This is a genomic window from Stappia sp. (genome assembly GCF_048268045.1).
In the GTDB taxonomy this organism is placed as follows: Bacteria; Pseudomonadota; Alphaproteobacteria; order Rhizobiales; family Stappiaceae; genus Stappia.
In genome coordinates this window covers 364,122-377,768 of the sequence record NZ_JBLWWG010000004.1, presented here as the reverse complement: position 1 = coordinate 377,768, position 13,647 = coordinate 364,122, and the positions used below count along the sequence as shown (strand labels likewise).

Annotated in this window: 14 protein-coding genes; 6 read left to right on the top strand and 8 right to left on the bottom strand. The window is 67.7% G+C overall.

Translation table 11 applies throughout. From position 1 onward, the window contains the following. The first annotated feature begins 9 nt into the window (after positions 1-9). From ACN0WF_RS09145 to ACN0WF_RS09135, 3 genes are all read left to right on the top strand, one after another. The gene (locus ACN0WF_RS09145) at positions 10-984 is read left to right on the top strand and encodes a magnesium transporter CorA family protein (RefSeq protein ID WP_417772496.1); all 975 of its coding nucleotides are present in this window, start codon (positions 10-12) and stop codon (positions 982-984) included. Positions 985-1,195: 211 nt separating this feature from the next. After that, positions 1,196-1,726: an RT0821/Lpp0805 family surface protein gene (locus tag ACN0WF_RS09140; protein WP_417772495.1), complete on the top strand. Its 531-nt coding sequence runs from the start codon at positions 1,196-1,198 to the stop codon at positions 1,724-1,726. 307 nt (positions 1,727-2,033) lie between these two features. Continuing rightward, positions 2,034-3,008, top strand: coding sequence for a DnaJ C-terminal domain-containing protein (locus tag ACN0WF_RS09135; protein WP_417772494.1), 975 nt, complete (start codon positions 2,034-2,036; stop codon positions 3,006-3,008). A 91-nt stretch (positions 3,009-3,099) separates the two neighbouring features. Here the strand turns inward: ACN0WF_RS09135 and ACN0WF_RS09130 are convergent, their stop codons facing one another. From ACN0WF_RS09130 to ACN0WF_RS09120, 3 genes are read right to left on the bottom strand one after another with little or no spacing between them, the layout of a single operon-like run. Then, positions 3,100-3,963 carry an SDR family oxidoreductase gene (locus tag ACN0WF_RS09130; RefSeq protein ID WP_417772493.1) on the bottom strand — a complete coding sequence of 288 codons (864 nt, stop codon included), beginning with the start codon at positions 3,961-3,963 and terminating at the stop codon, positions 3,100-3,102. 47 nt (positions 3,964-4,010) lie between these two features. Then, on the bottom strand, positions 4,011-4,763 hold the full coding sequence (locus ACN0WF_RS09125) for a crotonase/enoyl-CoA hydratase family protein (protein WP_417772492.1): 753 nt from the start codon (positions 4,761-4,763) through the stop codon (positions 4,011-4,013). A 34-nt stretch (positions 4,764-4,797) separates the two neighbouring features. After that, on the bottom strand, positions 4,798-6,570 hold the full coding sequence (locus ACN0WF_RS09120) for an acyl-CoA dehydrogenase (protein ID WP_417772491.1): 1,773 nt from the start codon (positions 6,568-6,570) through the stop codon (positions 4,798-4,800). A gap of 202 nt (positions 6,571-6,772) precedes the next feature. On the opposite strand from ACN0WF_RS09120, the gene ACN0WF_RS09115 reads away from it, so the two are divergent. The 3 genes from ACN0WF_RS09115 (at position 6,773) to ACN0WF_RS09105 (ending at position 9,460) form a co-directional block, all read left to right on the top strand. Then, positions 6,773-7,771: an L-threonylcarbamoyladenylate synthase gene (locus ACN0WF_RS09115; protein WP_417772490.1), complete on the top strand. Its 999-nt coding sequence runs from the start codon at positions 6,773-6,775 to the stop codon at positions 7,769-7,771. Positions 7,772-8,159: 388 nt separating this feature from the next. Then, positions 8,160-9,089, top strand: coding sequence for a histone deacetylase family protein (locus tag ACN0WF_RS09110; RefSeq protein ID WP_417772489.1), 930 nt, complete (start codon positions 8,160-8,162; stop codon positions 9,087-9,089). A gap of 113 nt (positions 9,090-9,202) precedes the next feature. Next, positions 9,203-9,460, top strand: a complete 258-nt coding sequence (locus ACN0WF_RS09105) for an exodeoxyribonuclease VII small subunit (protein ID WP_417772488.1) — start codon at positions 9,203-9,205, stop codon at positions 9,458-9,460. Between the two features lie 34 nt (positions 9,461-9,494). Here ACN0WF_RS09105 and ACN0WF_RS09100 read toward each other — a convergent pair whose 3' ends face one another. The 5 genes from ACN0WF_RS09100 to ACN0WF_RS09080 all read right to left on the bottom strand — a co-directional run bounded on the left by ACN0WF_RS09100 (position 9,495) and on the right by ACN0WF_RS09080 (position 13,645). Further along, positions 9,495-10,634, bottom strand: coding sequence for a class I SAM-dependent methyltransferase (locus ACN0WF_RS09100; protein WP_417772487.1), 1,140 nt, complete (start codon positions 10,632-10,634; stop codon positions 9,495-9,497). A 51-nt stretch (positions 10,635-10,685) separates the two neighbouring features. Next, positions 10,686-11,960 carry a class I SAM-dependent RNA methyltransferase gene (locus tag ACN0WF_RS09095; protein ID WP_417772486.1) on the bottom strand — a complete coding sequence of 425 codons (1,275 nt, stop codon included), beginning with the start codon at positions 11,958-11,960 and terminating at the stop codon, positions 10,686-10,688. 91 nt (positions 11,961-12,051) lie between these two features. Next, entirely contained in the window at positions 12,052-12,795 is a 744-nt protein-coding gene (locus tag ACN0WF_RS09090; RefSeq protein WP_417772485.1) for a TlyA family RNA methyltransferase, read from the bottom strand. Positions 12,796-12,806: 11 nt separating this feature from the next. After that, positions 12,807-12,998, bottom strand: a complete 192-nt coding sequence (locus ACN0WF_RS09085) for a hypothetical protein (protein ID WP_417772484.1) — start codon at positions 12,996-12,998, stop codon at positions 12,807-12,809. Between the two features lie 29 nt (positions 12,999-13,027). After that, a complete protein-coding gene (locus ACN0WF_RS09080) occupies positions 13,028-13,645 on the bottom strand; it encodes an SCO family protein (protein ID WP_417772483.1) in 618 nt (205 codons plus the stop codon). Positions 13,646-13,647: the final 2 nt, after the last annotated feature.

Here is a 13,647-nt window from a genome sequence, read left to right as displayed (position 1 = left end):
TTTCCGCCCATGATCAACGCCTGCTGTGTCGACCAGACCTCCGTGACGTTCCGGCTGCTCGCCGAGACAGAGCCGGTGCCCATGGACGCGATCTGGCTCGATCTCGTCTCGCCCGGCCCCGAGGCCCGCGCGAAGGCCGAGGCATGGCTTGGCGTGGGCATTCCCACCCGCGAGGAAATGGCCGCGATCGAGACCTCCGAGCGGCTCTACGAGGAGCATGGCGCGCTGATCATGACGGCATTGCTGCCGATGAACGTGCGCGCGCCCGATCTCAAGTCCTCCGCCCTCACCATCGTCGCCCGCCGCGACCGCATCGCGACGCTGCGCCACACCGAATCCCATTCGCTCAACATCGCCGCCAAGCGCCTCCAGGCGCAGGTCCAGCCCAGCCATGGCGCGGGCGATGCGCTGTTCGTTCTGCTCGATGCCATCGCCGACAGGGCGGCCGATGTGATCGAGGAAGCCTCGGCCGAGTTCGACGCCATCTCCAGTCATGTGTTCGAGGAAGGCATCGATTCCCGCAAGAGCACGGAATACAAGGGCATGATCCAGCGCATCGGCCGCATCGGGCTGAAGGTGGCACGCATGCACGATGTCTGCGGCAGCCTCGAGCGCCTGTTCCTGTTCCTTGCCGCCCATGCCAAGACCGTTGGTCTGACCAGCCAGCAGAAGACCCTGTGCAAGACGCTCGGCCGCGACATCCGCTCGATCCGCGAGCATGCCGACGCGCTCGACAACAAGCTGAACTTCCTGCTCGACGCCACCGTCGGTCTCGTCAATCTCGAGCAGAACCAGATCATCAAGATCTTCTCGGTGCTCGCGGTCGTCTTCCTGCCGCCAACGCTGATCGCCTCGGTCTACGGCATGAACTTCGAGATCATGCCCGAGCTTCACTGGGACCTCGGCTATCCGTTCTCTCTCGTGCTGATGGTGATATCGGTGATGCTGAACTACCTGTATTTCCGATGGAAGAAGCTTCTCTGACGCCCCGCGCCAAGGCGCACCCGCCCCCTTCGGCGAAACGCAAATGCCTGCGCGAAAACGCAGAACGCAATCGCTGTTGTTTCGTGCTTACCATTTGTTAAGCGACATCGCCGATCCTGTCGGGAAGCCGCCGGGGACGCGGGAGACCGTGCCCCACGGCATGACGCGATGGCTGCAACGCCCTCGCCTGCAACAGCGGGACGAGACCGACATGACGCCCTTGCCGTATCCGACACGCCAGATGAAAGCTCCGTCCGCCGGGTCATGCCGCGCGACGCACGGGATATGGCGTGGACGGACCGCGGCGCGCATCGCCCTGCTCTTCCTGCCGCTGGCTCTTGCCGCCTGTGGCGGCGTGTCGATGCCCATCGGCAGCGCCGACGTGGCAACGCCGCTTGACCTGACGGGCTCAATCGACAGCCAGCAGAACGCCGCCGACGTCGACATCAACCAGCAGGACCGCGCGGTCATCGCCCGCACCATCGCCACCGCCCGGGACAACGCCCAGGCGCCGGCGCCCTTCACCTGGACCAACCCGATCAGCGGCAACTCCGGCACGATCCTCTCGCTCGTCGACGACAGCGTCGAGACCGGCACCGGCTGTACGCGCTTCGAGACCACCGCCAACACCATCGGCGGCGTGCGCGCCTATCAGGGCCTCGCCTGCCAGGACGTGATGAAGGACTGGTCCGTCATCGCGCTCAAGGAAAAAGCCGAGGAAACGCAAGCGCCGGAAAGCTGAAGCCGCGCCGCGCCTGCATGCTGCCCGCAACCACCACCGCCTGATCCCCTGCCGGGCGTCTCCCGCCTTACCTCCGCGTTTTCCCCAGACGGCCGGAAGCGAGTGCCGGGTCTTGCATCCCTATCGCCGCGCGGTCATGCTTGTCGCGCCTCGAAGTGGAATGCGCGTGGGGCCTGGGGGCCGCCCTGCCGGACCCTGTGTCGGCAACGCGAGGGGGCTGGATTTTATTCCTATAAACTCCCATATGGCACATGAGCCTTTCGCGGGTGTATACCCGTGACAACCACAGACATTTGCGGTCGGAACCATGCGTGACCCCTACAGCGTCCTCGGCGTCGACAAGTCGGCGAGCGAGGCGGACATCAAGCGGGCGTACAGAAAGCTCGCCAAGGCGTTCCACCCGGACCAGAACGCCGACAACCCTTCCGCGAAGGAACGCTTCGCCGAGGTGACCCAGGCCTATGAGATCATCGGAGACAAGGAGAAGCGCGGACAGTTCGACCGTGGCGAGATCGACGCGGAAGGCAAGCCGCGCTTTCAGGCCCACGGCTTCGACGGCTTCTCCGACAGCGACATCTTCCGCAATGCCCGTGGCGGGCGCGGCTTCGCCGGCGGCGGCGGGCCTCAGGCGGGCGGCTTCGACGATATCCTGAACGACATCCTCGGCGGGTTCGGCGGCGGCCGGGCGCGGGCCGGCGGTGGCGGCGCTGGCGCCGGTTTCGCAGGCGCGCGCGCGGCCAAGTCGCGGCGCGGCGCGGATGCGCAGATCACCGCACGGGTGACGCTGGAGGAGCTCGTCCACGAGCACAAGGTGCGCGTCAGCCTGCCGAGCGGCAAGTCGGTCGACGTCAAGCTCCCCGACGGAACGGTCGACGGCGAAAAGATCCGTCTGCGCGGCCAGGGGTATCCGGGCGAGAATGGCGGCAGCGCCGGCGATGCCATCGTCGAGATCCAGCTTGCCCGCCATGTGTTGTTCACACCGGCCGGCGACGATCTGAAGCTCGACCTTCCGATCACGCTCTACGAAGCGGTTCTGGGCGACAAGGTGCGGGTGCCGACGCTTGACGGCGCGGTCAACCTGACGGTCGGCCCCAATGCATCCGCCGGCAAGACAATGCGGCTGAAGGGCAAGGGCCTGCCCAACAAGGCGGGCGGCCGCGGTGACCTGCTGGTGTCGCTGCGCATCGTGCTGCCCGAGGGCGGCGACGAGGAGCTGACGACGCTGATGCGGGCGTGGAAGGAACTGCGCCCCTACCGCCCGCGCGGGCCGGAGTTCAGCTGACTCTCGGTTAAATCATCGATTTAATCGAATTTGAGTTCAAAATCATCGAGAAGCGCCGTCCGCAAGGCCGGCGCTTCTTTTTTGACGTGGATCAGCCCTTCGCCGGCCCCAGCGAGGCTGGCGCGATGCTATCTTCCGGCACGAAGAAATCCGCCATCAGCTCCTTCGACGGATCGACCCGGTACTGGTCGAAATCCGTGACCCCACGGCTGGCCAGGAAGGTATCGTCGATCAGGAACTGACCGGTCAGTTCGCGCGCCGGCGAGGTGAAGATCTCACGCGCGGCATCGGCGAGGATCTCCGGTGTACGACTGCGCGAAATCATGTCGTCGCCGCCGATGATGTTCCTGACGGCGGCCGTCGCGATGGTTGTGCGCGGCCACAGAGCGTTGACGGCGATGCCGCGCGCCCGCAGCTCTCCGGCAAGTCCGAGAACGGCGAGACTCATGCCGTATTTGGCAATCGAATAGGGCGTGAACGGCGCGAACCATTTCTCCGACATGTCGAGCGGCGGCGACAGCATCAGGATGTGCGGGTTGTCGGACTTGGCCAGATGCGGGATCGCGTGCTTGCACGAAACCAGAGTGCCCCGCGTGTTGATCTGATGCATCAGGTCGAAGCGCTTCATGTCGGTCTGGGACAGAGGCGTGAGCTGGATGGCGCTGGCGTTGTTGACGAGGATGTCGATACCGCCGAAGGCATCCGCCGTGCGCTCCATCGCCTCCTTCACCGCCTCCTCGTCGCGCACGTCGACGACGAGCGGCAACGCCCGGCCGCCCGCGGCCTCGATCTCGCTGGCGGCGCTGAAGATCGTGCCCTCGAGCTTGGGATGCGGCTCCGCCGTCTTGGCGGCAACCGCGACATTGGCCCCCTCGCGCGCGGCGCGCAACGCGATGGCCTTGCCGATGCCGCGCGAGGCGCCGGTGATGAAAAGCGTCTTGCCGGATAGCGACATCGAATTCCTCCCAGATGCGATGACGAGCGGGTCCTTGGCCAGGCGGATCAGTCCGCCGGGCGCGCCCGGTCCATGAAGGCGGTAAAGGCGGCGCGCGCCTCGGGCGAGGAAAGCCGTTCGGTGAAGGCGGCGATCTCACGCTCGACGCGCACGGCAAGCGCGGCGCGGTCGCCCAGCAGCAGCTCGCGCGACAGGCGCATCGCCTCGGCCGGCTTGGCGGCGATGGCCCGTGCGGTTGCCATCGCCCGCGCCTCGAGCTCGTCTTCCGCCACGATATGACTGACGAAGCCGGCCGCCTTCGCCCTGACCGGGTCGAAGCTTTCGCCGAGACAGAGAAGCTCGAAAGCCCGCGCATGGCCCATCAAGGCCGGCGCCAGCAGGCTGGAGCCGGCTTCCGGGACCAGCCCGAGGTCGATGAAGGGCGTCTTGAACAGCGCGCGCGGGCTCGCGAACACCATGTCGCAATGAAACAGCATGGTCGTGCCGACGCCGATGGCCAGCCCGTCGACAGCCGCCACCATCGGCACATCGCACCCCACGAGCGCGCGCAGGAACCGCACCACAGGCGCATTCTCCATGCCGCCATTCGAGGCATAGGCGAGAAAGTCGGCGATGTCGTTGCCGGCGGTGAAGCTGCCGGCAACGCCGCAGACCAGATGCACGCCGACCCCCGGGTCGGCGTTTCCCGCCTCCAGCGCCTCGGCCATGGCCGTATACATCTCGCCGGTCAGCGCGTTCTTCTTCGCCGGCCGGTTCATGCGGATGACCTGCACCCGCCCCTGACGCTCGATGTCGATCATGCCGTTCCCCTCCCTGTCGCGGCCGTCGTCCGCCTCAGGCCGCCGGCTCGAAGGACAGCACGGCGTCGGCCGCGCTCTCGATCTGCTCGCGCAGGCTCGCCGTCTCCGGCAGGTGCGCCGCCGCGAAATAACGCGCCAGCAGGATCCGATGGCGCGCAGCCTCGGAATTGTCGCCAAGGCTGGCGACCGCGCCCTTCAGCAGCAGGCCGCCGCCAAGCGCGATGCCCATCAGCCGCAGGAACGGCGTCGCGCCGGCGAGCGCCGTCTGCTGGCGTCCGTCGGCCAGCGCCTCAAGCAGCCAGGTGGAAGCCTCGCCAAGATTGAACAGCGCCCTGTCGAGCCGGTCGGCCGCCTCGGAAAGCTCCGCCACGCCGCTGTCGCGGGCCGAGGCCCCGACGGTGGCCAATTCGCTGATGAGCCCGCGGATATGGTCACCGCCGGAAAGCGGCAGCTTACGGGCGACCAGATCGATGGCCTGGATGCCGTTGGTGCCCTCGTAGATCGGGGCGATCCGCGCGTCGCGCAAATGACGGGCGGCCCCCGTTTCCTCGACGTATCCCATGCCGCCGTGGACCTGCACGCCGAGGGAAGCGACCTCGACGCCAATGTCGGTGGACAACGCCTTGGCGATCGGGGTGAGCATCGCCGCCCGCTCGCTCCAATGCGTCTTCGTATCCGCCTCGCCGGAAAGATTGGCCATGTCGATGGCCTGCGCATTGGCGAAACAGATGGCACGGGCGACCTGCGTCCAGGACTGCATGGAAAGCAGCGTGCGGCGGATGTCGGGATGGGCGGCGATCGGGCTCATGCCCTCGTCCTTGCGGCCGGCGGCGCGGCCCTGCCGGCGGTCGAGCGCATAAGCCAGCGCCTGCTGGGTGGCGCGTTCGGCAACGCCGAGCCCCTGGATACCGACCGCGAGGCGGGCGTTGTTCATCATCGTGAACATGCAGGCCAGGCCGCGGTTCTCCTCGCCCACGAGCCAGCCGATGGCGCCGCCCTCGTCGCCATAGACCATCGTGCAGGTCGGAGAGGCGTGGATGCCGAGCTTGTGCTCGATGCCGGCGCAGCGCACATCGTTGCGCGCGCCGAGCGAGCCGTCGCCGTTGACCAGGAACTTGGGCACGACGAACAGCGAGATGCCCCGCGTTCCGGCCGGTGCATCGGGCAGGCGGGCAAGCACCAGGTGAACGATGTTGTCGGTAAAATCATGCTCGCCGTAGGTGATGAAGATCTTCTGGCCGAAGATGCGGTAGGTGCCGTCGTCGGCGCGTTCGGCGCGCGCCCGCAGCGCGTTGAGATCGGACCCCGCCTGCGGTTCTGTAAGGTTCATGGTGCCCATCCACTCGCCGGAGACGAGCTTGGGCAGATAGGTTTCCTGAAGCTCGGGCGTTGCGTGCTTCTCCAGCGCCTCGATGGCACCGACGGTCAGCGTCGGGCCGATGGCAAACGCCATGGATCCGGAATTCCACATCTCGAACGCCGCCGCCTGCAGCATCATCGGCAGGCCCTGGCCACCGAACTCGGGCGCGGCGATCAGCGAGTTCCAGCCACCCTCGGCCCAGGCGCGATAGGCCTCGCGCCAGCCCGGCGGCATGGTCACCTCGCCATTCGTGCATTTGGCACCGACGCGGTCGCCGACCTCGTTGAGCGGCGCGATCTGCTCGGACGCGAAACGCCCCGCTTCTTCCAGGATCGCCGCGACGAGGTCCTCGCCGATCTCGGCATGCGCCTCCTCGGCAAGCACGTCGGAAAGCCCGGCCACGTGCTTGAGCGTGAAGGCAATCTCCTGAACGGGGGCACGGTACATATCTGTCTCCCTGACGGAATGGCGCCGCCGGCTTGACGAACGGCGAAGGACGCCGCAGAACCGGCCCGCAACGGGGTCGGCGGCGAGGATGGTCCGCATTGACGTAAACGTCAACCGGTGATCTTTCGACGGACGGAGCACTGCACCGCATGCCTCAAGTGCGCGGGCGCAGCCCCCTATTTCAGGAACGGAACGAAGCCACATGCGACGCTGGACGATCGACCCGAACCACCGCGACTGGCGGGGCACCCCGGAATTCGCCGCCGCTGTCGCGGACATCGTCGCCGGCAGACTCGTCGCCGTTCCGACGGAAACTGTTTACGGGCTGGCGGCCGACGCGTCGAGCCCCGAAGCCTGTGCCGGAATCTACGCGGCGAAGGGACGCCCCAGTTTCAATCCGCTGATTTCACACGTCGAATCCCTTGCCGCAGCGGAACGGCACGGCCTTTTCGACGCGCGCGCGCGTGCGTTGGCCGAGGCGTTCTGGCCCGGGCCGCTCACGCTCGTCGTGCCGAAGCGGGCGGACAGCAGCGTCTGCGATCTCGCGACCTCCGGCCTGCCGACGCTTGCCCTGCGGGTGCCGTCGGCCGCGATCATGCGCGATCTCGCCGAGGCAAGCCAACGGCCGATCGCCGCCCCGAGCGCCAACCGTTCCGGGCGCATCAGCGGCACCACCGCTGATGCGGTGGCAGGCGACCTCGGCGATGCGCTGGCTCTGCTCATCGACGCGGGGCCGACGCCCGTCGGCGTGGAATCGACCATCGTGTCGCTCATCGACGACACCGCACGCCTGCTCAGGCCCGGCGGCATTGCCCGCGCCGATCTCGAGGCGGTGCTCGGCGCACCGCTCGCCGGGCCGCCGCCGGCGACGCCCACGGACCCGGAGGCGCCGCTTTCCCCGGGCCTTCTCACCTCCCACTACGCGCCCGGCGCGCGCATGCGGCTGGACGCGCGGGACCTGCGCGCGGGAGAGGCGCTGCTTGCCTTCGGCCCTGACCTGCCCGAGGGAAGCGCCGGCGCCCCGGCCATCGAGAACCTGAGCGAGCGCGGCGACACGGTCGAAGCGGCGGCGCGCCTCTTCACCGCCCTCCGGCGGCTCGACGCCTCCGGCGCCTCTGTCATTGCCGCCATGCCGATCCCCTCCGAGGGGCTCGGCGAGGCAATCAACGACCGTCTGCGCCGCGCCGCCGCGCCCCGCTAGGCAACACCCGCCCGCTTGCCGCAAATGCGAGCTCCCAAAATACTGATGAAAATTCAAATCCACTATCAATATGCCTCTACGTAAATACTGAAACTTTATTCATTAAATAAAATATAAAATGAAGTATCTTTAATTTATCCGGAGAATCAACTAGCATAAGAATTGCATTATTTGACAATGCTGCGGACCTCCCCTACGGGCACGCTCGTGCCCGCACCTTCACCGGGACCTGCCTTCACGCGGTCCCGGCTTTCTTTTGACCAGGCCGCGCCTCCCGAAACCCGCCCCTCCCCTTGTTGATCTCGCTCATTGACAGGCCGTTCCGCCAACGTCCACATTGGCTGATGTTTCGCCTCATATGTTGCTGCGTTTCTTCAAGGATCCTGTCTTGAGCACCCTTTACCTGCACCATGGCGCCTATCTCGATCACCTGACACCGGTCGGGCACCCCGAACGTCCCGACCGCATTCGCGCCATCGACAGGATCCTGGAGCACGAGCGCTTTCAGGTGCTGGAGCGCGATCTCGCTCCGCTTGGCGAGCGCGACGCCATCCTGCGCGCCCACCCGGCCGCCTATGTTGACATGATCGAGCGCTCCGCCCCCGGCGAGGGTCTGGTGCGCGTCGATGCCGACACCACCATGTCGCCCGGCACCTGGGAGGCGGCTCTGCGCGGCGTCGGCGGTGCCTGCCGGGCTGTCGACGAGGTGATGACCGCCCGGGTCGCCAATGCCTTCAGCGCCTCGCGCCCCCCCGGCCACCATGCCGAGCTGACGCGGGCCATGGGCTTTTGCTTCTTCAACAATGCCGCCGTCGCCGCCCGCCACGCACAGGCCGTCTATGGCGCGGAGCGCGTCGCGATCATGGATTTCGACGTTCATCACGGCAATGGCACGCAGGACATCTTCTGGCGCGATCCGACGGTGATGTATTGCTCCACCCACCAGATGCCGCTCTATCCGGGCTCGGGCGCGGCGAACGAACGCGGCGAGGCCGACACGATCGTCAACGCGCCGCTTGCCGCCGGCGACGGAGGCGAAGCCTTCCGCGAGGCAATGGACATCGCAATCCTGCCACGGCTCGAGGCCTTCTCTCCGGATCTGGTGATCATCTCCGCCGGCTTCGATGCCCATGTCCGCGATCCGCTCGGCGGGCTCTGTCTTGTGGAGGCCGATTTCGCCTGGGCAACGCTGAAGCTGATGGAAATCGCCGACCGCCATTGCGACGGCCGGGTCGTGTCGCTGCTGGAGGGTGGCTACGATCTCGAGGGGCTCGCCCGCTCGACCGCCGCCCACGTCATGACGCTGATGAAGTCCTGATCAGACCGCGTTCGCGCCGCCGTGTCTCGCCTGTCCACAAGGGCGCACACCGTCTTGCCGCGCGCGGGCGCGACTTATAGGATCGCGGCCAACGCAACCCGGAGACCGATCCCTTGACCAGCGAAGCGCCCGCCGATCCGGCCATTGATGCCATGCCCTTTGAGGCGGCCCTGCGCGAACTTGAGGTCATCGTCGGCCGGCTCGAGCGCGGCGACGTTCCGCTCGAGGAGAGCATCGAGCTCTATTCGCGCGGCGATGCGCTGCGCCGCCATTGCGACAAGCTGCTGAAGGCGGCGGAGGCGAAGGTCGAGAAGATCCAGCTCGCCGAGGACGGCAGCGCCGCCGGCACCGCACCTCTCGACGTCGACTGACGGCGGCTCCGACCGTCACCGTCCCGCCTTCCCCTCAGGCCCCGACCGTCTTCTCGTAAACCGCGATCCGCGTCAGGAATGCGGTGTCGAGGCGCGTGCGCCTGAGGCCACCGACAGCAAGGAGCGCATCGAGATCCTCGCTCAGATAGCTGCGGTAGTAGGGTTCGTGGAAGAGGTCGGGAAACAGCCCGAGCAGCCCGTCGTTCTCCGGCAGGTCGCCCGTCTGCAGGCTGTCGGCAAAGATCAGCTGGCCTCCCGGCTTCAGAACCCGGGCGAACTCCAGCGCCACCAGAGCCCGCACCTTCGGCGGCAACTCGTGGAAGAGATAGACCGCGCTCACCACGTCGAGGCTCCCGGTGGCAAAGGGAAGTGCCTCGGCCGGCGCGCAGACAAAGCCGGCGCGTCGACGCATGCGTGAGGGCAGTCGCGACCGCGCCTCGGCGAGATAGGGCGCGGACAGGTCGACACCGATCCCGGAAAGCCTTGGAAACGACGCCAGCGCCGGCGCCAACAGCCCGCCGGTGCCACAGGCGATATCGGCATAGGCCAGGTGCCGCTGGTCCCTGGCCCGCACGGTCCGCGCCAGCGGCACCAGCGCCTGCCGCCGCATCGCCGCCGTCGCTCCCTTGAACAGCACCTCCACCTGGAAATCGTAGATGCGTGCGCTCTCGCCCGAGAGCCAGCCGTCGGTCTGGAAGTGAAAGTTCTGCCGGTAGTAGCGCGGAAGCCCCTGCGGCGCGTCGCGCGTTGCCTCGAACACCTCCTGCGCATTGCCGGTCGCCCGGCGGCGGGCAACGGCCGGTACATCAGCGAGGAACCGCCGGCTCAGGTCGGCGAAAGCCAGCGGCGATCCGAATTCCCCTGCCGGCATCGGATAGAGCCCCGCCTCGATATTGGCGAGATCACGTCGAAACAGCTCGGCAATCTGACCGAGGATCCGGGGCAGATCGGGCCGTTCACGCGCCGGCCCAGCCGGAGCGGAGGCCGGGCGGCCATCGTCCGCCGGCCGGTCCGTGCCGTTGTCGCGCGCATGGGCACGCGAAACCCGCCGCGAAATCGCCTGCGCGAGTTCCCCGTGAGCAGCGAACCAGGCAACCCGGCTCCCCTGCCGCGCCGCATACCGCGCGCGACGCGACCAGATGCGAGCAGCTGCGGACAGACTTGCCTCGGCCATGGCGACATCCCCGTCTTGCGAAGGCGGCACGCTCCGCGCGACAGCGGTGGATCAGTCGCGCGCGAGCACCGCCACCGCCTCAATATGGGGCGAGAAGCGGAACTGGTCCACCGGCAGCACCGACAGCACCCGATAGCCGCCGTCGACGAGATGGCGCAGGTCGCGGGCAAGCGTCGCGGGATTGCAGGAAACGGCCACGACGCGCTTCACCTTCGAACGGGCGATCTCGCGGGCCTGGGCCTCGGCGCCGGCGCGCGGCGGATCGAACACAACCGCCTCCATGCCTTCGCCGAAATCGTCGAGGTCGCCTGCTGTGAGCGGGTTTCGCATCAGGTCGCGGCGCTCGCAGACAATCTCGCGTAGGGCGCCGCCGGCCGAACGACGGGCGCGGTCGAGCGCGGCAAGGCTCGCCCGGTCGCTCTCCACCGCATGCACTTTCGCCTTGCGGGCAAGGCGGAGCGCGAAAGTGCCGGCGCCGGCGAAGAAGTCGGCGACCTTGCGGGCGTCGCCGACGCCCTGCAACACGCGGGCGACAAGCGCGTCCTCGCCCGCCCGGGTCGCCTGCACGAAGCCGCCGGGCGGGGGCACCAGCGATACGCCGCCCATGTCAAGCGCCGGCGCGCGGGTCTCGACCAGCACCTCGCCGTTGAACGCCAGGCGCGAGATGCCGCCGCTCATCGCCGTCTCGATCAGTTCGGCGATGGCGCGCGGCGCAAGCTTCGCCTGGCTGGTCATCGCCAGATCCGCGCCGTCGGCGGTGGCAAGCACCGAGAGCCCGACCTCCCCCTTGCGCGGCATGGCAAGGCCGGCCAGTTTCTTCAACAGAGGCAGCAGGCGGACGATCTCGGGAACGAGCACCGGACATTCGGCAAGGTCGACCAGCCGGTGGCTGGCGCGCTCATGAAAGCCGAGCAGGATCTTCTGCCCGGCCCGCGTCGCCGCCAGCACCGCGCGCCGCCGGCCATCGCCTCCCGCATCGACGGTTGGTTCCACCAGCGGCTCGAGATCGCCGAGCCCGCGCGCGGCGAGCGCTGAAACCACCAGCGTCCGCTTCCAGTCGAGCAACGCCGGCATGTCCATGTGCTGGAGAACACAGCCGCCGCAGGTTCCAAAATGGCGGCAGACCGGCGCAACGCGCAGCGGCGACGGAGAGACCACCTCAAGGAGCCGCCCCCGCCCGCCCGAAGCGTTGCCCGCCTCCAGCTCGACGCGGACGGTCTCGCCCGGCAGGGTGTAGGGCACATGCACCGGGCCGTCGGCGGTGTCGGCGCGGCCCTCGCCCTTGTGCGCCAGGGCGTCGATGGTGAGGGTGGCTTGGCTGGTCATGGGATCTCGCTTGGTCATGGCAGGCGCGGTAGCCTGCCTGCGCGCCAAAGGCAAGCGGCTTGACCGCGCCGCGCCTGTGGGCGGGACGCCCCTAGCCGTCCTTCACGGCGCCGAGGAGCCACTCGCTGTTGCCGTCGCCGCCGAGGATCGGCGAGGGATCGAGGCCGAGCACGCGCCAGCCGGCGCGTTCCGCCAGCCAATCGGCAAGCTCGCGGGCAACCCGCTCGCCGGTCTCGGGATCGACGATCCCCTTCTTGCCGATCGCCGCACGGCCCGCCTCGAACTGCGGCTTGACCAGAAAGATCCCGCTCGCCCCGGGGCCTGCAAGGTCGAGCGCCGGCGGCAGCGCCAGGCGCAGCGAGATGAAACTCATGTCGGAAACGACGATGCCAGGGCGTTCGCCGGCAAGATCCTCGACTGTCAGCGCGCGGGCATTGAGCCCGTCGCGACGCAGCACCCGCGGGTCGCGGTCGAGACTTTCGTGAAGCTGGTCGTGGCCAACGTCGATGGCGTGAACGCGCAGCGCCCCGCATTCCAGCAGCACCTGCGTGAAGCCGCCAGTCGAAGCCCCGAGGTCGAGTGCCACTTGCCCCGACACATCGATGGCGAAACGCTCAAGCCCGGCCTTGAGCTTGAGCGCGGCACGCGAAACATAGGCAGCGGCCGGGTCGTCGATGCCGATCACGGCACCCTTTCCCACCTTCTGCGCCGGCTTGGTCGCGGCCCGGCCGTCGACGGTGACCGCCCCGCGCAGCACCGCGTCGCGGGCGCGCGCGCGGCTCTCGAAATGTCCGAGGGCGACCAGATGCTGGTCGAGACGTTCGCTTTCCGCCACCGGTCCGCTCGTCAGAAACAGTTGACGATGCCGGTCAGCAGCCGGTCGACATAGATGCTTTCGCCATAGATCCACCAGAGGCCGGAGGCGAGGACGAGCCCGAGCGCAAAGACCAGCGCGAACGGCAACAGCAGGCTGGCGGTCTCGCCTCCCTCCGTTGCCGCGCCCGCAAGGGCCGTGTCGCGCATGTCTTCGCCGTTCATCACTGTCCCCGCCGTCCGTTCCGGTCGTTTCAGCCCTTAGTATCGATCAGGCGGCGCAGTTTGGCCATGGCGTTTTCGGGTGCCTCCTCATAGGCGATGGTGCCGAAGAAGGTGTTGTCCGGCTTCATCAGGTAGACGGCCGCCGAATGGTCCATGGTGTAATCGCCGTCGTCGAGCGGCACCTTGCGTGCGAACACCCGGTAGGTCTTCAGCATCTCGTCGATCTGCGGGCGCGTTCCGGTGAGTGGATGAATGCGCGTGTCGAACGCGGCGACATAGTCGCGCATCACCTCGGCGGTGTCGCGCTCCGGATCGACGGTGACAAAGGCGAAGTTGATCTTGTCGGCGTCGGGACCGAGCTTTTCCAGCCAGGTCTGCGTTTCGGCCAGCGTCGTCGGGCAGACGTCCGGGCAGAAGGTGAAGCCGAAGAAAAAGGCCGCCGGCTTGCCCTTGAAATCGGCTTCCGTCACCGTCTTCCCGGTTCGCGCGTCGACCAGGGTGAAGGGACCGCCGATGGCGGCGATCCCCAGGTTCTGGTCCACGTCGACCCATCCGAGCCGCGGCGCGAAGAAGACGTAGGCGATGACGCCAAGCATGACGGCGACCGCCGCCCATGCCACATAGCGAATGATCTTGATCGTGGACATGC

Coding starts and splice junctions, on each gene's coding strand:
- ACN0WF_RS09130 (WP_417772493.1), bottom strand. CDS start 3,963: ATGTCGCTATCCGGCAAGACGCTTTTCATCACCGGCGCCTCGCGCGGC.
- ACN0WF_RS09095 (WP_417772486.1), bottom strand. CDS start 11,960: ATGACCAGCCAAGCCACCCTCACCATCGACGCCCTGGCGCACAAGGGC.
- ACN0WF_RS09145 (WP_417772496.1), top strand. CDS start 10: ATGATCAACGCCTGCTGTGTCGACCAGACCTCCGTGACGTTCCGGCTG.
- ACN0WF_RS09120 (WP_417772491.1), bottom strand. CDS start 6,570: ATGTACCGTGCCCCCGTTCAGGAGATTGCCTTCACGCTCAAGCACGTG.
- ACN0WF_RS09115 (WP_417772490.1), top strand. CDS start 6,773: ATGCGACGCTGGACGATCGACCCGAACCACCGCGACTGGCGGGGCACC.
- ACN0WF_RS09125 (WP_417772492.1), bottom strand. CDS start 4,763: ATGATCGACATCGAGCGTCAGGGGCGGGTGCAGGTCATCCGCATGAAC.
- ACN0WF_RS09100 (WP_417772487.1), bottom strand. CDS start 10,634: ATGGCCGAGGCAAGTCTGTCCGCAGCTGCTCGCATCTGGTCGCGTCGC.
- ACN0WF_RS09140 (WP_417772495.1), top strand. CDS start 1,196: ATGACGCCCTTGCCGTATCCGACACGCCAGATGAAAGCTCCGTCCGCC.
- ACN0WF_RS09085 (WP_417772484.1), bottom strand. CDS start 12,998: ATGAACGGCGAAGACATGCGCGACACGGCCCTTGCGGGCGCGGCAACG.
- ACN0WF_RS09080 (WP_417772483.1), bottom strand. CDS start 13,645: ATGTCCACGATCAAGATCATTCGCTATGTGGCATGGGCGGCGGTCGCC.
- ACN0WF_RS09135 (WP_417772494.1), top strand. CDS start 2,034: ATGCGTGACCCCTACAGCGTCCTCGGCGTCGACAAGTCGGCGAGCGAG.